Source organism: Actinotignum saccati, from assembly GCF_051265055.1.
Classification (GTDB): domain Bacteria; phylum Actinomycetota; class Actinomycetes; order Actinomycetales; family Actinomycetaceae; genus Actinotignum.
Window position 1 is genome coordinate 90,801 of record NZ_JBOZCC010000001.1, and the last position, 20,341, is coordinate 111,141.

Below are 20,341 nucleotides of genomic sequence, written 5' to 3' on the forward strand. Positions count from 1 at the left end.
GGCGCCAGCGTCTCCTGACGGTGCTCCAGTAGGCGGCTTACGGTGCGGCGGGGAGCCTATCTGCACGTGCCGGGAAGCCAGTGGTACTCCTGACGGTGCCTACGGTGCTGCTGTGAACGCTCGCGGTGAAACCGTTCTTTCTATGTTTTAATGAAAGCACGTAGAACTCCGCGGGAGTTCCCCAAGGATGTGGAGAGAAACATGGCAACACAGCACACCCCGGAAAAAATCATTTTGGATTGCGATCCCGGTCATGACGACGCCGTTGCGATGCTGCTGGCGTGGGCAAATCCGCAGATTGATCTGCTTGCCGTCACCACGGTGGGTGGCAACCAAACGCTGAAGAAAGTGACGAATAATGCCCTCGCCGTGGGCACCGTTATGAAAATGACGGGAGTGCCTTTCGCGGCCGGATGCGACCGCCCGCTGGTACGCCCGGTGGAAGTCGCCCCCGATATTCACGGAGATACCGGTCTAGACGGCACAGAATTACCTACCCCGGCTATTGAGCTTGATTCCCGGCACGCCGTCGATCTCATTATTGACACTGTCATGGCGCACGAACCGGGCACCGTCACCCTTGTCCCCACCGGCCCGCTCACCAATATCGCGCTCGCGGTACGCAAGGAACCACGCCTTGCCGAGCGCGTCAAGCAGGTGGTCCTCATGGGCGGGGGCTACCACGTTGGAAACTGGTCCGCGGTGGCCGAATTCAATATCAAGATCGACCCGGAAGCGGCGCATATCGTTTTCAACGAGCCGTGGAAAGTGGTGATGGTGGGCCTGGATCTCACCCACCAGGCGCTCTGCACCCCGGAAGCCTACGCGAAGATTGACGCGGTGGGCACCCAGCCGGCCCGCTTCGTCCACGAACTCATGGACTTCTTCCGTGCCTCCTACCAGGACGCGCAGGGCTTCGATTACCCGCCGGTGCACGATCCGTGCGCCGTGGCCTACCTTATCGACCCCACCATCGTGGAAACGGTGCAGGTACCCATCGATGTGGAACTCACCGGCACCCTCACCGTGGGGATGACGGTGGCTGATTTCCGCGGCCCCATTCCCGAAGATTGCCACACCTGGGCTGCGACCCGGCTCGATCACGGGCGTTTCTGGGATCTCATCGCCGATGCGCTGGAGCGCGTAGGCGAACACCACTACCTGGGCTAAACATGGGGCTAAGCCCCATCCAACCCAACCTTTATGAACGGAGGACGGCGCTGCCACGGTGCGGCGTCGTCCTCCCCGGTGAGAAAGAAAAAACTATGGCATCTTCCGTTCCCGCGCGTGCCGGCCAGGCACAATCCGGTTCGCGCACGAATATTATCGTGCTGATGGCCGCGCTACTCTGCGCGGTCTTCGCTTTCCAGCTCAACGCCTCCATGCTCTCCCCAGCCCTGCACACCATGAGCGTGGAGTTGAACGCGACCGACGTCGAAATCGGCGTGACCCAAACGGCCTTCTTCGCCTCCGCCGCGCTCTTCTCCCTCTTCCTGCCGCGCTGGGGTGACCTCATCGGGCGCAAGAAGATTCTGCTGGGAATGCTCCTGGCCACCGGGATCGGATGCGTGGTCTCCGCACTGGCACCCAATGTCACCATCCTCGGTATCGGGCGCGTGATTCAGGGGACGGCGGGGCCGATGGTGCCCCTCACCCTCGTCATGCTGCACCAGGAAGTACCCGAGCCGCGCCGTTACGCAAAGTACATGGCGATCCTGACCTCCGTCAACGGAGGTATCGCCGGGGTGGACGCCCTGCTGGGCGGCTGGCTCGCCGGTAACTGGGGCTTCCGCTCCGTTTTCGCGTGCATGGCGGTTGTGTGCGCCATCGCTTTCGTGGCGTCGATGTTCGGAACCCGCGAATCGCAGGGTGACCGCACCCCGATGGACTGGCCCGGCGTTATCGCGCTGCTCATCGTTTTCGGCTGCGTCTACTTCGCCTTCAACGAATTGGGCAAGCTCGGGGATGCCCGCTGGTGGCTCATCGGCGTGGAAATCCTGGTGGCAGCCGTGTCCGCGGTGATTTTCTGGAAGATCGAATCTTCGCGCGCCCACCCGCTGGTGGCTACCCGCTACCTCAAGCAACGGCGCACCTGGGCGCTGCTATCGACCACCCTCTTCACCATGACGGGGGTATTCGCGGTCATGAACGGCCTCATCCCGAACCTGGCGCAGCTGGAAGCCAGCGCCGGTGGTCTGGAACTCCCGGCAGAAACAGTCTCCTTCGTGACGCTGACGCCTTACGCTATCGCCGGTCTCATTATGGGCCCGATTGCCGGGCAGCTCGCTTCGCGCTTCGGCTACAAGAAGGTGCTCCAGGTGGGGCTGCTTTCCACGGTGATTTTCCTCGGGGTTGCGGTCTTTGGAGTTGGGACGCCCTCGAAGTCGCTTATCTTCTTCCTGTGCGTGGCCATCGGTATCACCTACGCCGGTACCGTCAATATCATGCTCAACGGCTTGGGCGTTGTGCTTTCCCCGGCCGATAACCAGGGCTACCTGCCGGGCATGAATGCCGGTGCTTTCAACCTGGGCGCCGGGCTCTCCTTCGCTATCCTGACCGCAGTGGCTACCGCCGTGGGCGGCACCGAGAATGTGGTGGGCGGGTACCAGGCCGGAATCGCGGTGGGTGCGGTCCTCGTGATTATCGCGCTCCTCCTCTCCACTCTCATCCCCTCGGTGGAGAACGCTGAAGAATCCGCGTCCTAAACATATGTCGCCTGAGGATTTACTCGGGCACCGGTAGATGACCGGTAACGGGGCCCACGGGGCTGGCAGCGCCAGTCGCACCGTGGGCCCCGTGGTATATGCTGGTGTGCCGTGGAAAGGGCAGGTATGGGGACGAATAACGCGAAGCACGATGGCACCGGTCACAACGGTGCGGGGTACGACGACGCACAGAACTATCGCGAGGGGGAACTGGAGCAGGCCGGGGGCTTTGACCCGGAGGGAACATCCGGGGCTCCCGATGCGGGGGAGCCTCGTGATCCGGAAGAGCCCCGTGATCCGGAGGAGGCGCGGGAAGCCGAACTTGACGCGGCACTCACCGAGGTCCTCAGCTCCGGACTTTTCGGGGACGAAGCCGTCATCCGGGAGGTCAAAGAATCACCCGATCCTATTATCGAGCTAGCGGATACCACCGCGGAGGAAGCCCGAGTGGAGGAAATCTACCGGGATATCCTCACCCGCGCTCCCGAACACAAGGTGCAGCCCTCTCTCGAACGCGTCCAGATGTGCCTGGATTTACTTGGCAACCCGCACCATTCCTACCGGTGTGTGCACGTGACGGGCACCAACGGAAAAACCTCGACGGCGCGCATGATCGAAGCGCTGCTGCGCGAGCATGGCCTGCGCACCGGGCGCTTCACCTCCCCGCACCTGGTCTCGGTACGCGAACGCATTGCCATCGACGGGCATAACATTTCCCGCGCGGATTTCATTCAGGCATGGGAAGACGTTGCGCCTTTCGTTGAGCTCGTGGACCAGCGTTCTCAAGCGGAAGGCGGGCCGCGCATGAGCTTCTTTGAAGTATTCGTGGTCATGGCCTACGTAGCTTTCGCTGCCGCACCCATCGATGTGGCCGTGGTTGAAGTAGGTATGGGCGGACGGTGGGATGCCACCAATGTGATCGACGGCGACGTCGCCGTCCTCACCCCCATCGCCCTGGATCACGAACGCTGGCTCGGGCACACCATCGCGCAGATCGCGGGGGAGAAAGTCGGGATTATTAAGCCCGGGGCCAGCGTGGTGAGCGCCGCCCAACCCGAGGACGCCGCTGTGGCTATCGCTCAGGCAGCCCATCAGGCCCGCGCCCACGTATCCGTTTACGGGAAAGATATCGAGGTGCTCGGGCGGGAAACCGCGGTGGGTGGTCAGCTCATGACGGTGCGTACCCCCGCGGCTCGCTACGACGATATTCCCCTCGCACTGCGCGGCTCGTACCAGGCAGAGAACGCGGCGCTCGCGCTCACGGCGGTTGAAGCATTCTTTGGTGGGCGCGCGCTTTCCGGTGACGTCGTCGAACATGCTCTGATGGCCGTGACCTCGCCCGGACGTCTCGAAGTGGTGCGCACTTCGCCCACCGTCCTCGTGGACGCGGCCCACAACCCCCACGGTGCGGCGCATACCGCCGCCGCGTTGGAAGAGTACTATCCCGGCCGGCGCGTCGGGGTGCTTGCCATGATGGCAGATAAGGACGTGGAAGGAACCCTCGGGCAGTTCGAGCCGGTGTTGGATTCCGTTGTGGTCACCGATATGCCCGGTGAGCGGGCGATGGACGCTGAGGAACTGGCACAGCTGGCACGGGAGGTCTTCGGGGAGGACCGAGTGCGGATGGAACGCGATCTGCTTGCCGCGATTGACGAGGCTGCCGGATGGGCCGAGGCCGAAGCCGGTGAGGAGCTCGCCACGCCGGTGGTGGCCGTGCTCGGTTCGGTCTACCTCGCGGGCATGGCGCGCCAGATCATGGGCAAAGGGACTCCTGATGAAGCTCCCACCGAGTAAGGACGGAGCCGGCACGGGGCACTGACGTGATCGTACGGCGCACCAAGGCGATGGCACGGCGCGCTAAGGAGATAGCGCGGCGCACTGAATTGGTAGAATCGGTAACGATCTACCAGTCTTCAACTCCGAGGTGGCACTGTGCTCGATATTCTCGCCAGCAATACCGTTCTCGTTGTTTTCATCGTGGTGGCGCTCGGTGCCGCCTTCGGGGCGATTCCTTTTGGTCCCCTGAAATTTGGGGCAGCGGGGGCGCTTTTCATCGGTTTGCTCGTTGGCGCGGTGGTTCCGCCCTCCACTTCGCTCCTTGTGCTGCTGCAAGATCTGGGCCTGGGAATTTTCGTTTATATGATCGGCTTGGAAGCCGGGGAAACATTCTTCCAGGAGATCCGCAAACAGTTGGGCCTCATGCTCGCTTCGGTTATTGCGATTACGGCCGGGGCGGCAGCCGCGGTGGGACTGGGGGAGCTCCTCGGTTTGCTTCGCGGTACCGCCGTGGGTGTTTTCGCTGGTTCGCTTACCTCAACTCCCTCGCTTGCGCTCGCTCAGGAAATGACCGATCCGGATAACCCCGCCGTGGGCTATTCCATTGGCTATCCGGTGGGGGTCACACTCGCCATCGTCATGGTCGCTATTTTCATTAATCGGGAATGGAAAGCCCGTAACGACCAGCTTGACCCCGATGATGTGGAATTGGAACAGGCAACCGTCTACGTGGACCGGGAGATTTCCGCGGAGCAGATGCGGGATATTGCCGGCCAGCAGGTGCGATTCGTAGCCATGCGGCGCAATAGGCGCTGGCATGTGCTCGATATGGAACGCGCTCTGGAACCGGGGGACCGGGTTCGTATTTTTGCTTCCCGGGCCGCACTTTCCGAAGCTATCGAACGCCTGGGTAGCCGTATGCGCCATCGGCGCCTGACCGATCCGTATCTGACGGTGCACCGTTTCACGGTATCCAATCGGGATATTGCCGGCCTCACGGTGGGTTCCCTCCCGCTCTACCGCCGCTTTGAAGCGCGCGTAACGGTGATTCGCCGTGCCGACGATGAAATCCTGGCCACCCCGGATACCTACCTGGAAATGGGCGACGTGGTAGAGGTCGCCCTACCCACCTCACGGGTCGAGGAACTCGAAGAATACTTCGGCGATTCGGTCTCCAGCTCCTCGGAACTTGACTGGGTGGCGGCAGCCGGTGGGCTTGCCCTCGGCTTCGCCCTCGGACTGGTGGAAATCCCGCTTCCGGGTGGCGCTGCTTTCTCCCTCGGTGCGGCCGGCGGCCCGCTCGTGGTGGGGTTGATTCTCGGAGCGGTGCACCGCACCGGCCGGGTGCCCTGGCAGCTCCCGCGCCCCGCGAATCTCACCCTGCGCCAGTTCGGGCTCATGCTCTTCCTCGCGGCGGTGGGCCTCAACTCCGGTTCGGCTTTCGCCTCCACCGTTTTCACAATGGTGGGCTTGAAATCGCTGCTCTTGGCCGCAGCGGTGAGCATTATCGGATGCGGGGTTATGATGGCGGCCGCCTGGATCCTCGGTTCCTCCGCTACCCGTTCTTCGGGTGCGGTGGCCGGGCTGCTCGGCCAGCCGGCGGTGCTATCCTACGCGACCTCGCGCACAACCGATAACCGAGTGATGACCGGCTACGCTACCACCTTCGCGATTGCGCTCATCTATAAGATCGTCGTCGTCCCCTTCATGTTCTAGGAACATGTAACGGTGCGGCGCACCGTCGCACCTTAGCCGCGCACCGTTGCACCGTTACCGGTGTCTGCCGCCCAGCGCCGGCGTGCCACGACAATGGCGCGGGTGCTTTGTCGCACCGTATCGACGCACCGTCGAAGTCCCACCGGTGGCGCCGTCTGGCATAATCTGTAATCGTGCACTTAAAAACCTTGACCATGCGAGGATTCAAATCCTTTGCCACCGCCACCACAGTGCGCTTCGAACCCGGAATTAACGCGGTGGTAGGCCCCAATGGTTCAGGGAAATCCAACGTGGTGGACGCCCTCGCCTGGGTGATGGGCGAACAGGGCGCGAAAACCCTACGGGGCGGCTCCATGGCGGATGTTATTTTCGCCGGCACCTCGCGCCGTCCCGCGCTCGGACGCGCGGAAGTTTCCCTCACCATCGATAATTCCGATGGCGTGCTCCCCATCGAGTATTCCGAAGTGACCATCACCCGCACCCTCTTCCGCGCCGGAGGCTCCGAATACGCTATTAACGGCACCCCGGCGCGTCTCCTCGATGTCCAGGAACTGCTCTCGGATACCGGCATGGGGCGGGAAATGCACGTCATTATCGGGCAGGGCCGCCTCGACGAAGTCCTCACCTCCAGCCCTGAAGAACGCCGCAATATTGTTGAAGAAGCCGCCGGGGTGCTCAAACACCGCCGTCGCAAAGAAAAAACTCTGCGGAAACTCGAAGCGATGAAAGGTTCGTTCACGCGGGTGGAGGATCTCACCGCGGAGCTGCGCCGTCAGCTCGGACCGCTCGCCAAACAAGCTGAGGCTGCCCGCCGTGCCCAGGTGATCCAAGCCACCGAACGTGATGCGCGGGCCCGCCTCCTCGCCGATGATCTAGCCCAGGCGCAGGCGCGGCTGGAAGCCGGGGCCGCCGAAGATCACCGCACCGCCCAGCTGCGTGAAGAAAACCAATCGGCCCTCACCCAGGCCCGCGCCGCCCTCGCCACGGCAGAAGAACACCACGCGCGCCTGAGCCCCCAACTCTCTGCGTTGCGCGATAGCTCCGAGCGACTCGCTTCCCTCGAGGAACGATTCCGTGCCATGGACGAACTGGCGCGCGAACGCGAACGCACCCTGAGCGCCATGCCGGCACGGGGCGGCCAAGATGACCCCGAGGAGCTCCAGGCCCGCGCCGTCCGGGCCCGCGCCGAAGAAGAAGAACTAGAGGGGCGCGTGCGCGAGGCCCAGGACGCCCTGCGCACCGTACTCACCCAGCGTGAGGAAACCGAAGGCGCGGAAGCTGCTGCTGAGCGCGCCTATAACCAGGCGAGCCGTGCCCGTGCTGACGCGCGGGAGAACGCCGCGCGCCGGGCCGGGAAAGTTTCCGCGGTGCGCTCTCGGCTCGAGGCCCTCCAGGCCGAAGTTGAACGCGTGGATAAGGACGTGGCGGCCGCGCGCCAGCGCGTGCAAACCACTAGCGTGCAGGTCACGGATATCGAAGAAGAACTCGTTGCCACCTCCGCCGGGGACGATACCCTCGCCACCACCCACGAAGAACATACTCGGGCTCATCTCGCGGCCCGCGCCGCCGTGGAAGAAGCCCGCGCAAACGAGGCGCGGGCCCGCGAAGAGATGGCGCGCTTACAAGCGATTGTCGATACCCTTGCGCTCTCGCTGGAACCCGAAGACGCCACCGCTTGGGCCATCGAGCACGGTGCGGCCCTGTTGCGCGACCACCTCCACGTGGAACGCGGTTGGGAAAGCGCGGCGGAAAATGCGCTCGCGGGCGCCGCTGCCGGAGCGATGGTGGACGATTTGAACAGTGCCGTCGATATTTTGCGGGGCGCCGCACAGGCGCAAGCCGGGCGCCTCACCCTCACCATTGCGGGAGGGAAGAACGACGACGCCGCAGCCGCCGCGCGCGAAGCTGCGCTCAATGCTGCTTTCGAAACGGTGCGCCCAGATCCGGATGCCGCCGTGCACGCCCTGGCAGTGGTGAGCGGGTCCCGGGCAGGCAGCGATCTAGCTGGCCTCCTCACACAGCTCCTGGCGGGCACCGCCCTCACTGCCGATCTTGTGACCGCCCGCCAGCTCGTGAGTGCCGGGGCGCCCCGCGCGGTGACACGGAGCGGAGATATTATCACCGCCTGCACCGCTACCGGGGGAGAGGCCACCGCCGCTGCCACCCTCGCCCGCCAAGCCGCCTACCAGGATGCCTCCGAGCAGCTTGATGCCGCCGCCACCGCCGCCGATGAGGCAGCCGCGGCGCTCCGGAAAGCGGAGAACGCTGAAGAAGATGCCCGCGCCCGCGCCGAAGCATCCGGGAGCGAACTGACGGCGCGCGATTCTAACCTAGCAGCCGCAACTGCCCAATTGGGAGCCCTGCGCCAGGCCCTCTCCGCGGCCCGCGCCGATGAAGAACGCGCCGTCGCCCGCGCCGCCTCCTTACGGGAAGATATCGCCGCCCGGCAGGCAGAGCTGGATAGCTTCGCGGAGCCTGAAGAAAATACTGCCGATATTCCCGATGATGGCGAACTTGCCCGGCTCTCTCAGCAGCGCGATAGCGCTCATGAGGCCGCCGTGGGAGCCCGCAAACAGGAAACGGAGGCTCGGTTGGCGCTGCGCACCGCCGAAGAACGCTTCCGGGCTCTGAGTGGGCGCGCCGATGCCCTGGATAACCGGGCCCGGCTGGCCCGCGAACGTATTGAGCGGGAAGAACGCGCTCGCCAGGTCCGTGGCCAGCATGCGGTGTTGGCGGGGCAGGTCGCAGCCGGGGCGGTGCGCGCCTTAGGTCACGTGCGCAGCCTGCGTGCCGAAGTGGCCGAGCGGCGTCGTCGGGTAGAAGAAGAACAACACGGCGCCGAGGGGCAGCTCACGCACCTACGCGAACGCGTCGATCAGCTGCGCACCCGCGAACGCGAGCTCGCAGATTCGACCCACGCCCGCGAACTGGCGACCGCCCGCGCCCGCATGGAATACGAGCAGCTGGCCACCCGTGCCCTCGAGGACCTGGGCGTCGATAGCACTACCCTCGTCGAAGAATTCGGACCGCATATCCAAGTACCCACCGAGGACGGTGCGGTGCCCTACGTGCGAGCCGAACAGGAACGGCGCCTGGCTACGGCGCAGCGTGCCCTCGCACGGCTGGGCACCATTAACCCACTCGCCCTCGAGGAACACGCCGCGCTGGAAGAACGCCAAAAGTACCTGGCTCAGCAACTTGATGACCTAAAGAAAACCCGCGCAGACCTTCTCGATATTGTGGCGGAGCTTGATGAACGAGTCACCCTCGTTATGAAAGCAGCGCTCAGTGATATTAGCGTCCGTTTCGAGCAGGTTTTTTCCCGCCTTTTCCCGGGCGGGGAAGGGCACCTCATTATTACTGACCCGGAGAACGTGCTGACCACCGGGGTGGAAATTGAAGCGCGCCCACCGGGTAAACGCGTCAAGCGGCTGTCCCTCCTTTCGGGCGGGGAACGCTCGCTCACCGCCATTGCTTTCCTCGTGGCGATCTTTATGGCTCGCCCCTCCCCGTTCTATGTGATGGACGAGGTGGAGGCTGCCCTCGATGATGTCAATCTGGGGCGCCTTCTCGAGATCTTCCGGGAATTGCAGCGCTCTTCCCAGCTCCTGGTCATCACCCACCAGAAACGCACCATGGAAATCGCCGATGCTCTGTACGGGGTGGCGATGCGTGAAGACGGGGTATCCACCGTGGTCTCCCAGCGCATGTCTGAGCTGCGCGAACAATGAGACTTACGTTGCAGTTCGGTAACAATTCCGCTCGCGGGCGGGTTGGAGGTAGCCGTCCGCCCCAAAAATTCTCATAATGAGACCGTGCCCCTTATCATCGTTGTAATCGCCATCATTATCGCTGCCGCAGCGCTGGTGTATGCCCTGTCCTTTGCGCGGAATTCCGGGAAAAGCGCTGGAACATCCGTCGCGGAATCTTTTGACGCGTGGCGCTCTGATGAACTCGATATGGACACCTATGACATCGTCCACCACGATACGGCGGTAGACGATATGTTCGAGGCTTTCGCGCACGAATCCGAAGCCTATATCACTTCCGAAACCCTCGATGAGCACTTTGACCGCGCGCGGGAAACGGAGCGTGAAATCTCGGAAACGGTGCGCCGCAATAGTGAAAAGTTGCGGGCTCGTATTCCGGCCCCGCCGCTGCGCCGGCGCGCCGTGACCGCCGATGAAGAGAACCCCGCGGAAGTGGAGGGTGCGGGCGTCGCAGAAGTCGTGGAAGGTGTGGAGGGTGCGGATGCCGCGGACAGTGCGGACGGTGCTGACCTTGTGGATGGCGCCGTGGAGGCACCGGAAGAAGGCCACGGTGCAGATATCACGGTGGAGCTGGAAGAAACGCTGATCGTGGATATGGGCAGTGACGTGGCGAGTGGCGGTATGAGCGAGCAAAACCGCGGCGTTAATGATGCGGAAGGCTTCGTGCCTGAGGATACTGACGAGCGCGAACGGCGCAGTGCCTAAAACCTTCTAGGTGGAAAAACTTGCCCCCCTCTGCAAGACTGGAGGGGTGGATAATCCTGTAGTTCTTGCACTTGTCATCGCGGGCGTTGCCGCCCTCCTCCTTGTTCCCCTCGTCATTTCCCTGGTTAAGAAGAACCAGCGGCGGGAGGAATTGGAACGCCGGGATACCCCGGTTCTTGAAGGGGATGGTGCGGCAGAAACCGCGGAGGGCACCGATGCGGAGGCGCCCGGCGAAACCCCCGGTGAAAGCGCCGGTGACGCCACCCCGGATATTGTCACCGTCCCAGCGGTTGAACAACCCGAATCGATTCCTTCCCGAATGCAGCGCCTGCGGGCCCGGCTGGCCCGCTCGGGCGGCTTCGGTCAGGCACTCTTGGCGATTCTCTCCCGCGGGGATCTTTCCGCGGCGGACTGGGAAGAACTAGAAGATACCCTCATCATGGCCGATGTGGGGCTGGATGCTACCAGTGAGATCATGGAGGGCCTGCGCTCGCGGGTGAAAATTGAAAGCACCAGCGACCCGCAGCGGGTGCGTGAGATTTTGCGCGAGGAACTGCTGCGCCATGTGGGTCCGGATATGGATCGTTCCCTCAACCTCACCCGCAGCGAAGCGGATTCTGGAGCAGTGCATCCCGCGGCGGTCCTTATGGTGGGCGTGAACGGCACCGGGAAAACCACCACGGTGGGTAAGCTCGCGCGCCTGCTGCGCGCGCAGGGAACCACGGTGCTGCTCGGGGCGGCTGATACCTTCCGGGCGGCTGCAGCTGATCAGCTGGTCACCTGGGGTGACCGGGTGGGAGTCGATGTGGTGCGTTCGGATCGCGAAGGTGCCGATCCGGCCTCCGTCGCTTTCGATGCGGTAGCGCAGGCCGATGCCGCCGGAGTGGACGTGGTTATTGTGGATACCGCTGGACGCCTCCAAAATAAGGCCGGGCTCATGGACGAACTTGGAAAGATCAAGCGTGTTATGGAACGTACCGCGCCGGTCAATGAAGTTCTTCTCGTCCTGGATGCCACCACGGGGCAAAACGGGATGCAGCAGGCTCGCGTTTTCGCGGAGGTGACCGGGCTGACCGGTATTGTGCTCACTAAGCTGGACGGCACCGCCAAGGGCGGCATCGTTATTTCGGTGCAGCGCGAACTGGGCGTGCCCGTCAAACTGGTGGGTCTGGGGGAGGGGCCGGACGACCTGGCCCCCTTCGATCCGGAAGGTTTCGTCGATTCCCTGCTGAGCTAGGTGTGGGAAGCGCGGCGCGTGGGACAAGGAGCGGGCAGAGATGCGCGGGCGGGTATCCCGGCGCTGCGTTGGCGGGTAGCTCTACCGCCGCACCCTACCGCCGCACCAGCGGGCACGCCGCCGCACCAGCGGTACATATGCGCGACCGCACCCCCTGCTTTACAATGGAACGAGTTTTTGACGCGAAGGCTGGCCAGTGTTTAATAATCTTTCCGACCGGATTTCCGGTGCATTCAAGAATCTGCGCTCCAAGGGTGTCCTCACCCAGGCGGATGTAGAAACCACTATTAGTGAGATTCGGCGTGCCCTCCTGGACGCCGACGTCGCGCTTCCCGTGGTGCGCGAGTTCACCGCCGCGGTGCGCGAACGCGCCACCGGTGCGGTGCGCTCCCAGGCCCTCAACCCCTCCCAGCAGATCGTCAAAATTGTTAATGACGAACTCATCGAGATTCTCGGCGGGCAAACCAGGGAACTGAATTTCGCGCAGGGGCGGCCCACCGTGGTCATGCTCGCCGGCCTCCAGGGCGCGGGTAAAACCACGCTGGCCGGTAAGCTCGGGCGCTGGTTCGCGCGCGGGGGCCGCAAGGCGCTCCTCGTGGCCTCCGATTTGCAGCGCCCCAACGCCGTGCAACAGCTCCAGGTGGTGGGCGAACGCGCCGGGGTAGATGTGTGGGCTCCTGAACCCGGTAACGGGGTGGGTGACCCCATCCAGGTGGCCGCCAGCGGCGTGGACTACGCTGCCGCGAACGGCTACGGCGCCGTCGTAGTGGACACCGCCGGGCGTTTGGGCATCGACGAGGTCCTCATGCAGCAGGCCGCCGATATCCGGGCCGCCGTCAATCCCGACGAAGTACTCTTCGTTATCGACGCCATGATCGGCCAGGACGCGGTCGCCACCGCGAAGGCATTCCAAGACGGCGTTGGCTTCACCGGAGTGGTTATCACGAAGCTCGACGGTGATACCCGCGGCGGCGCGGCGCTCTCAGTGCGCGGCGTGACCGGCAAACCGATCCTTTTCGCCTCCACCGGTGAAAAACTGGAAGATTTCGAACGCTTCCACGCTGATCGCATGGCTTCGCGCATCCTCGATATGGGCGATATTCTCTCCCTCATCGAACGGGCTGAAGCCACCTGGACGCAGGAACAGCAACGCGAACTCTCCGAGAAAATGAGCGAGGGGTCCTTCGACCTCAATGATTTTCTCGTGCAAATGAACCAAATCAAACGGATGGGTTCCCTCAAGAAACTCATGGGGATGCTGCCCGGAATGGGGCAGTACCGCGAAGCCCTCGAGCAGTGGGATGAATCCTCGATGGGGCGCGTGGAAGCCATTATCCAGTCCATGACGCCCGCCGAGCGCCGTACCCCGAAAATCCTCAACGGCTCGCGCCGTCAGCGCATCGCTCGCGGTTCGGGTACCACCGTTCAGGAAGTCAATCAGCTGGTGCAGCGCTTTGAGGGCGCCGCGAAGATGATGACGCAGATGAGTCGCGGCGGCGGGATGCCGGGAATGCCCGGTATGCCCGGCGTTGGCGGTGGCTCACGCAAACAGAAACGCGCGAAGAAGAACGTTTCGGGCGGTAAGAAGGGGCGTTCGGGTAATCCGGCGAAACGGGCCCGTCAGGAAGCCGAAGCCGCGGCGGCACGGCAGCGTGCCGAACAGGGATCAGCCTTCGGCAAGGGAGCCCAGCTTCCTGGCGCAGCTCAGGCGGCGCCCGATATGGCAAGTATGGAAGAGCTCAAGCGCTTCCTTAAATAACGACGACGGTGCAGCGGGCAGGAGGAATCTTGCCCGCTACGTTGTTCTTGGCCACGTGGTTATTTCTGGGAGGGACCGGCGTCGTCGTTCTTCCCCGTGGTTAAAGCCTCCACCACGATATCCGGAACCGCATCAGAAATACCACCCAGCGGCACGTAACCTTCCGGAATGTCTTCGTAGGAACGCGGGTCTTCCAGAGGCTCCACGTGGATGAGGGCACGCAGATGGGGCACGGCGGCGCGTAATTCCTCCGCGATATCCTCGGCGAGTTCGTGGCCCTCGCGCACCGTCCAGGTGGAGGGTACCAGCAGATCAAAATTACAAAACGATTCACGCCCCGCCACCCGGGTCTGCAGCCCGTGGAAACGCACGTTACGGCGGGTATGCGAACGCAGAATCGCCACGATTTTCTCGGTATCCGGGTCGGGAAGGGCCGCGTCCATAAGGCCCGCCAGTGACTCCCGCAGCAGCTTAACCCCGGTGAATAGAATATTGGCCGCGACCAGGATAGCGACGATGGGGTCGAGAAGAGGCTGATCGGTTAGCGCCACCAGCCCCACACCCACGATCACCCCGGCGGACGTGACCACGTCTGTCAGGAGATGTTTGCCGTCGGCGCGCAGGGTGGGGGAACGGTGCTTCGCACCGGCGCGCAGCAGGATAGCGCCGACAACCCCATTGACCAGCGACGCAAGCGCCACAATTCCTAGCCCCCATCCCAGGTCCGAGAGCGGCTGGGGGTGAATAATGCGATCAACGGCGGAAAAAATAATAAAACCGGCCGCCGCGAAAATCATTGCGCCTTCCACGGCGGAAGAAAAATATTCAGCCTTCGAGCGCCCGTAGGTATAGCGCTCATTGGCGGGTTTCGCAGCCGCGGAAAGAGCCAGCACCGCAACTACCGCAGCTGCCAGATTGACCAGCGATTCCGAGGCATCGGAGAGGAGACCCACCGAACCCGTGAGCCAATATCCAGCCGCTTTGAGCGCAATAGTGATGAGAGCTGCCGCAACGGAGAGCCAGGCATAGCGCACCAACTTCGAGGTAGGCGCGGGTGTGGCGGCGGGGGAGTCCACGGCGGCGACGGTGCCCGCAGGTGCGGCGGCGGGAGAGACGGTGGGAGAGACGGTGGTATTCACGCCTCCCATCTTGCCAGGCACCGTGGGGCTTGTCAGGTTGAAACGGTGGGACGGCGCGGCGTAAGTGATCTCACCGCGCAGCCACACATTACTGGTTCCCTCCGCTGGGAAATTCTGGCAGAATAGCTAGATGTACTTGGAAGATGCCGGGTCCCTCTCAACCCGGTGTCATCTGTGTTCACGGGTTGCACGGTGCGCGTCCCCCAACCGGCCGGGTAACCCACCCCAATGAGAAAGGATTGACCACAAAAGTGGCAGTCAAAATTCGTTTGAAGCGCATGGGTAAGATCCGTGCGGCCCAGTACCGTATCGTCGTGGCGGATTCGCGTGTCAAGCGCGATGGCAAGGTTATTGAGGAAATCGGTTACTACGATCCGAATACCCAGCCGTCCACCATCCGCATTGATTCTGATCGGGCCCAGTACTGGCTCGGCGTGGGTGCTCAGCCCACCGAAGCTGTGCTCGCGCAGCTTAAGGTGACCGGTGACTGGCAGAAGTTCAAGGGATACAAGGATGGCCAGGAAGGCCGGCTGCGTGTTCCGGAAACTGTGAACGCTGAAGAAGCGCGCGCCGCAGCGGTCAAGAAGGTTCAGGACGACGCCGAAAAGCGCCGTGCTGCCGCCGCCGAAGCGAAGGCGAAGGCTGAAGCGGAAGCCGCGGCTGCTGCCGCCGCCGAAGCTGGGGAAGCCGAAGCCGGCGACGCTACCGAAGCGGAAACTGAGGAAGCCTAATGCTGACGGACGCTCTGGAACACCTGGTCAAGGGAATTGTTGATTACCCGGATGATGTCAAGGTTTCGGCATCACGTAATCGTCGTGGCGAACTTCTGGAAGTTCGGGTGAACCCTGACGATCTCGGTCGGGTGATCGGCCGTGGCGGGCGTACCGCCAAGGCTCTGCGTACCGTCGTCAACGCACTTTCGGATGAAGGCTCCGTGCGCGTGGACGTTATCGAAACGGATCGTAACTAACGTAGCGGCATGCCGGCCCTCAACCTTTCGGGGTTGCGGGCCGGTTTTGTATGAGCCACCACCGTTGCCCGCCGTGTGCGGGAGTTGAAAGAAGGACACGATGCAACTGACGGTAGCTATTATCGGGGCGCCGCACGGACTCAAAGGGGAAGTCCGCCTGGATGTGCGCACGGATTCACCCGCACGCCGCCTCGCGGTCGGGACCCAGCTAGAAACCGATCCGGCGGATTTCGGGCCGCTCACCATCACCCGTACCCGCGAATACCAGGGAGTCACCTACGCGCTCTTCGCTGAATCAACCACCCGCGATACCGCCGAAGCACTGCGCGGGGTGCGACTCATCGTGGAAACCGATGAAGACGAGCCTGAAGAAGACGCCTATTACGCCCACGAGTTACGCGGTCTGGAAGTACTCGACCCGGAAGGCTACGAGCTCGGAATTATCACCGGTTTGGAGAATGGCCCCGCCCAGGATGTCCTGGTGGTGCGTGAGCCTGATGGCCGCATCGCCCGCGTTCCCTTCGTGCGTGAGATCGTGACCGCTGTGGACTTGGATGACCATTGCATCGTTGTGGATGCCCCGGCCGGGCTTTTCTCCGATGACGACATGATTGTGGTGGAAGGTGATGACCTGGCCGGCGCCCTCAGCGCCGCGGGGGAAAGTGGCCTGGGGGAAAGCGGCGAAGGTGCAAGCGGCGCGGAGCAAAGCACTTCCGAAGCGAACGCTACGGAGGAAGACGGTGCGGAGGACGCTGAGTAATGGCGGGCCTGCGCATTGACCTTGTCTCGGTTTTCCCGGAATTCTTCGATGTTCTCGATTTGTCACTGGTGGGCAAGGCGCGCCGTCGCGACGTCGTCGACATTCGCACCCACAATCTGCGCGACTGGACCAGCGACATCCACCGCACCGTGGACGATACTCCCATCGGGGGCGGGGCCGGCATGGTCATGAAACCTGACGTCTGGGGCCGTGCGCTCGATGATCTTATCGGTCCGAGCGCCCCGGAAACAATCACCCTCGCTATTCCCACCCCCTCCGGGCGGCCCCTCACCCAGCGCCTCGTGGAAGACCTGGCAACCCGGGAACGCATCATCATCGCCTGCGGGCGCTACGAGGGAATCGATGCGCGGGTAGCTGAACATTACCGCGGGCACGGGGTGCGCGTGGAGGAGTTTTCCCTCGGGGACTATGTCCTCAACGGTGGGGAAGTGGCGGCAGTGGCTCTCGTGGAGGCCGTTACCCGCCTCATTCCCGGCATGGTGGGTAACCCAGAGTCCCTCGTGGAAGAATCACACGGCGCGGCCGGCCTGCTCGAGTACCGCGTCTACACCCGCCCCGTTAGCTGGCGCGAGCTCGAGGTGCCAGCCGTGCTGCTGAGCGGTAACCACGGGGCGGTGGCGCGTTACCGGCGCGACGAAGCTATTGCGCGCACCGCCGCGCGCCGTCCCGATATGATCGCGGAGCTGGATACCTCGCAGCTGGACAAACACGACCGACCGGCGCTTGGCGCGGCAGGCTACGTATGGCGCACCAGTGACCCCCATCCGGTAGCGGTGGATACTGAGGTGCTGGGGGCTGCTGGCGCCGTCGTTTCTGGCGACGGGGCGCAACCGGACGGTGCGTTCCCGGACGGTGCGTTCCCAGACGGGGCGCGACTGCACGGGGCGCGACGGCGCACCGCAACCGAGCTGGCTGAGCTGGCCACTCGCACCTTCCCCGATGCGTGCCCGCGTTACCTCAGCGAGGCGGATATCGCCGCTTTCGTGACCGAGAACCTCTCCGTCGCAGCTTTCGAAAACTACCTTGCTGATCCGCATTGGATGGCGGTGGTGGTGCGTGCCGCCAGTGGAGAGTCGCGCAGGGAATTGCTGGGGTACAGTCTCACTTTGCTGCCCGATAGCGTGGTGGGAATAGGGGGCGACGACGTAGCCGGGCGTGAGGACGGTGCGCCATTCGTGCATCTTCCGGATCGAGACGGCCCGTTGCTCGAGCTATCTAAGTTCTATGTGGAGCGCAGCTGGCACGGGAGCGGGGTAGCGGATCTGCTCTGGCGGGCAACGGTGGAGGCATGCCGGGCCCGAATCTCGGACGCCGATTCAGCACCAGCACCCTACCTGTGGCTCGGAACGAATAAAGACAACCGGCGCGCTCAACGCTTCTACAAACGCTGCGGCTTCCGAAAGGTCGCAACCCGAGAATTCCAGGTGGGTGAGGTAGTCAACTCGGATCTTATTTTTGCCTGTCCGCTGACTGTGGCATAATAGTGGAGTTTCCTCGCTTTCATAATGCGCTGAGCCTGCCGCAGGGGGTCGCGCATCGGCGAGATCTTAACCGATAACAGCGCCCCTGGCCTGCGTGCAGAGGCGGAAAGTGAATGAATAATGCAGACTCTTGATGTAGTTGATGCTTCGCGTTTGCGCGACGATATCCCCGATTTCCGCGCCGGTGACACCGTGCGTGTGAACGTGCGCGTCGTGGAAGGTAACCGCACCCGTACCCAGGCGTTCCAGGGTGTTGTTATCGCCCGCCAGGGTGATGGCCTGCGCGCCACCTTCGATGTCCGCAAGATTTCCTTCGGGGTGGGCGTGGAACGTAAGTTCCCGGTGCATTCGCCTTCCATCGAATCAATCGAAGTGATTACCCGCGGTCGCGTGCGTCGCGCCAAGCTGTACTACCTGCGTGATCGCCACGGTAAGGCAGCGAAGATTCGCGAACGTCGCACCGATTCCAAGTAAGGAACGGTACGAACTTCTCGTTCACATATGGACCCGCATCTCGGTGCGGGTCCATTTTTCTACCCGCGTGGATCCTGGCAACTAACCCACGGTAACCGCCAATTATCCCCGGTATCCGCCACTAACCGGAGATAGCCGATAAACAATCCGCAGCCCCAAGTGTCCTATAGCCCCCTCTAGACCCCTATATACCCCAACCGTGAGCGAGGGCTGGAGCATTCCTGGAGCCTGCCCAAAATAGCGTGGCGCGACGGCGCGGATAACCCTAGGTACGCTCACGTGCGCTGGTAGCATGGAATACGCGTATCTTTTATCTAATCCAGGGCGGAGGGGCGTATGGGCGAGGGCACGTCAGGCGGGTCACGGGCATCGAAGGATGCCTCGCGGTGGCCAGCAGGGCGGACCTCCTGGAGCCAGATTCGCGGTCGCCGGGCCGCTACCCCTACCTCCACCCCTACCTCACCTGAGCTGCCGGAGCCGCTCGAGGCCCCGGCGTTCCTCGAACCGTCAGTGGCCGCGGATGCGGATGAGCTACCGGATCTTGATGAGCTATTTGATGCGGAGGAGTCACCCGCCTCCGGGGCCACTCCTGACGCTGCCACCATTGCTCCCGCCGCCGGTCCCGTCGCTTTCACCGGGGCTCCTGTTGCTTCCGCCGCCGCTGCTCCAGCCGCGCACCCCGCAACGGGGCACACCTCAGCAACACCAGCACCAGCGCCAGAGCCGGCGCCTTGCTCGTCCGCACCACCGGAGTCCAACGGGGCAAAAAACGTGTCGAAGGGGCCGGCTAAGATAAATTCAGCTGAAGCCCGCTTACGGCTGACGCTCACGGAGCAGCTCTCCAACGCAGATGAAGGCCTCTATGCCGAAGCTTTGCGAGATGATCTGGCCCGGGCGGAAGCACATGTCAACCACGGAGGAGTCACCATGAATACCACGGACGGTCAGCCCTCCGCTGCCAATATGGAGCAGCCGCCCTCGTACCCTCCTGAGGTTGCCCCGGTGCGCCCCGATGCTGAGACCCGGGAAGCCCCCGTGCGTAATTCACGCTTGCGTAGCGTAGTGGAGATGGCCCTCACTGTCGCCGTCGTTCTTCTGGTCTCCGTCATTATCAAAACCTTCTTTATCCAAGCTTTTAACGTGCCTTCTGGTTCCATGGAAACCACGCTGAGTACCGGGGACAAGTTCTTCGTCAACCGCATGGTGACCGATAATGAGGACTTACGCCGCGGCGATATCGTGGTCTTTGTGGACCCGGGCGGCTGGCTGGATGATGTGGAAGAAAACCGCTCCTGGATTGCCCAAACCGGCACTCGTATCCTGCAAGGCATCGGGCTTCTCCCGGCGGATTCTGGTCACTACCTGGTGAAACGAATTATCGCGAAGGGTGGGGATACCGTCAGCTGCTGCGGGGAAGATGGCCGTTTGCAGGTCAACGGCGTGCCGATCACGGAGGAATATCTCAATTACGGGGTTTCACCCTCCTTGCAGAAATTTGAGGTGAAGGTCCCGGAAGGGTACCTGTGGATGATGGGGGATAACCGCGCTAATTCGAAGGATTCGCGGTGGCATCAGCGCGAATCCGGAAACGGATTCGTGCCGGTAGATAACGTGGTGGGCCGGGCCTGGTACGTTTTTGCTCCGTGGAGCCGCCACGGGCGCCTACCTGATATGAGCCACGTCTTCGCCGGGGTTCCCGAACCTGCCGCGCCGGCAAGTGTACGGGTTGCGCTGCCGGAGAACCCTGTTGATCCGCGCTCCTTATACGCGGCCACGGCGGCCCAGCCGGGGCTGCCTCGCGCCACGCTCTCCGGGCAGGGCAGGTAGT

At 63.0% G+C, this 20,341-nt stretch carries 15 protein-coding genes; 14 read left to right on the top strand and 1 reads right to left on the bottom strand.

Features of this window, described 5'->3' with window-relative positions; translation table 11 throughout:
• Nucleotides 1-201: 201 nt before the first annotated feature.
• The 8 genes from uriH to ffh all read left to right on the top strand — a co-directional run bounded on the left by uriH (nt 202) and on the right by ffh (nt 13,668).
• Complete coding sequence (uriH, locus tag ACRQEC_RS00340) at nt 202-1,170, top strand: uridine-preferring nucleoside hydrolase UriH (RefSeq protein WP_026428515.1); 969 nt, start codon at nt 202-204, stop codon at nt 1,168-1,170.
• A gap of 95 nt (nt 1,171-1,265) precedes the next feature.
• On the top strand, nt 1,266-2,705 hold the full coding sequence (uriT, locus tag ACRQEC_RS00345; protein WP_284889688.1) for a uridine transporter UriT: 1,440 nt from the start codon (nt 1,266-1,268) through the stop codon (nt 2,703-2,705).
• Nucleotides 2,706-2,831: 126 nt separating this feature from the next.
• Complete coding sequence (locus ACRQEC_RS00350; RefSeq protein WP_284889687.1) at nt 2,832-4,499, top strand: glutamate ligase domain-containing protein; 1,668 nt, start codon at nt 2,832-2,834, stop codon at nt 4,497-4,499.
• A 138-nt stretch (nt 4,500-4,637) separates the two neighbouring features.
• Nucleotides 4,638-6,197, top strand: a complete 1,560-nt coding sequence (locus ACRQEC_RS00355) for an aspartate:alanine exchanger family transporter (RefSeq protein ID WP_284889685.1) — start codon at nt 4,638-4,640, stop codon at nt 6,195-6,197.
• Between the two features lie 173 nt (nt 6,198-6,370).
• The gene (gene smc / locus ACRQEC_RS00360; RefSeq protein WP_435729793.1) at nt 6,371-9,928 is read left to right on the top strand and encodes a chromosome segregation protein SMC; all 3,558 of its coding nucleotides are present in this window, start codon (nt 6,371-6,373) and stop codon (nt 9,926-9,928) included.
• Nucleotides 9,929-10,012: 84 nt separating this feature from the next.
• Nucleotides 10,013-10,672: a hypothetical protein gene (locus ACRQEC_RS00365; RefSeq protein WP_284889683.1), complete on the top strand. Its 660-nt coding sequence runs from the start codon at nt 10,013-10,015 to the stop codon at nt 10,670-10,672.
• 46 nt (nt 10,673-10,718) lie between these two features.
• On the top strand, nt 10,719-11,909 hold the full coding sequence (ftsY, locus tag ACRQEC_RS00370; protein WP_284889682.1) for a signal recognition particle-docking protein FtsY: 1,191 nt from the start codon (nt 10,719-10,721) through the stop codon (nt 11,907-11,909).
• 196 nt (nt 11,910-12,105) lie between these two features.
• Nucleotides 12,106-13,668, top strand: a complete 1,563-nt coding sequence (gene ffh / locus ACRQEC_RS00375; RefSeq protein WP_284889681.1) for a signal recognition particle protein — start codon at nt 12,106-12,108, stop codon at nt 13,666-13,668.
• Between the two features lie 59 nt (nt 13,669-13,727).
• Here ffh and ACRQEC_RS00380 read toward each other — a convergent pair whose 3' ends face one another.
• Nucleotides 13,728-14,816: a cation diffusion facilitator family transporter gene (locus ACRQEC_RS00380; protein WP_284889753.1), complete on the bottom strand. Its 1,089-nt coding sequence runs from the start codon at nt 14,814-14,816 to the stop codon at nt 13,728-13,730.
• 242 nt (nt 14,817-15,058) lie between these two features.
• Between ACRQEC_RS00380 and rpsP the strand changes: the two genes are divergently transcribed.
• From rpsP to lepB, 6 genes are all read left to right on the top strand, one after another.
• On the top strand, nt 15,059-15,538 hold the full coding sequence (rpsP, locus tag ACRQEC_RS00385; protein ID WP_026428524.1) for a 30S ribosomal protein S16: 480 nt from the start codon (nt 15,059-15,061) through the stop codon (nt 15,536-15,538).
• The gene (locus ACRQEC_RS00390; RefSeq protein ID WP_026428525.1) at nt 15,538-15,777 is read left to right on the top strand and encodes an RNA-binding protein; all 240 of its coding nucleotides are present in this window, start codon (nt 15,538-15,540) and stop codon (nt 15,775-15,777) included. Before rpsP ends, ACRQEC_RS00390 begins: the two co-directional genes overlap by 1 nt.
• A gap of 100 nt (nt 15,778-15,877) precedes the next feature.
• Nucleotides 15,878-16,537, top strand: a complete 660-nt coding sequence (gene rimM, locus ACRQEC_RS00395) for a ribosome maturation factor RimM (RefSeq protein ID WP_284889680.1) — start codon at nt 15,878-15,880, stop codon at nt 16,535-16,537.
• The gene (gene trmD / locus ACRQEC_RS00400; protein ID WP_306471115.1) at nt 16,537-18,039 is read left to right on the top strand and encodes a tRNA (guanosine(37)-N1)-methyltransferase TrmD; all 1,503 of its coding nucleotides are present in this window, start codon (nt 16,537-16,539) and stop codon (nt 18,037-18,039) included. The genes rimM and trmD overlap by 1 nt, the downstream gene beginning before the upstream one ends.
• A gap of 120 nt (nt 18,040-18,159) precedes the next feature.
• Nucleotides 18,160-18,513: a 50S ribosomal protein L19 gene (rplS, locus tag ACRQEC_RS00405; RefSeq protein WP_016442470.1), complete on the top strand. Its 354-nt coding sequence runs from the start codon at nt 18,160-18,162 to the stop codon at nt 18,511-18,513.
• Nucleotides 18,514-18,849: 336 nt separating this feature from the next.
• Entirely contained in the window at nt 18,850-20,340 is a 1,491-nt protein-coding gene (gene lepB / locus ACRQEC_RS00410) for a signal peptidase I (protein WP_284889679.1), read from the top strand.
• Nucleotide 20,341: the final 1 nt, after the last annotated feature.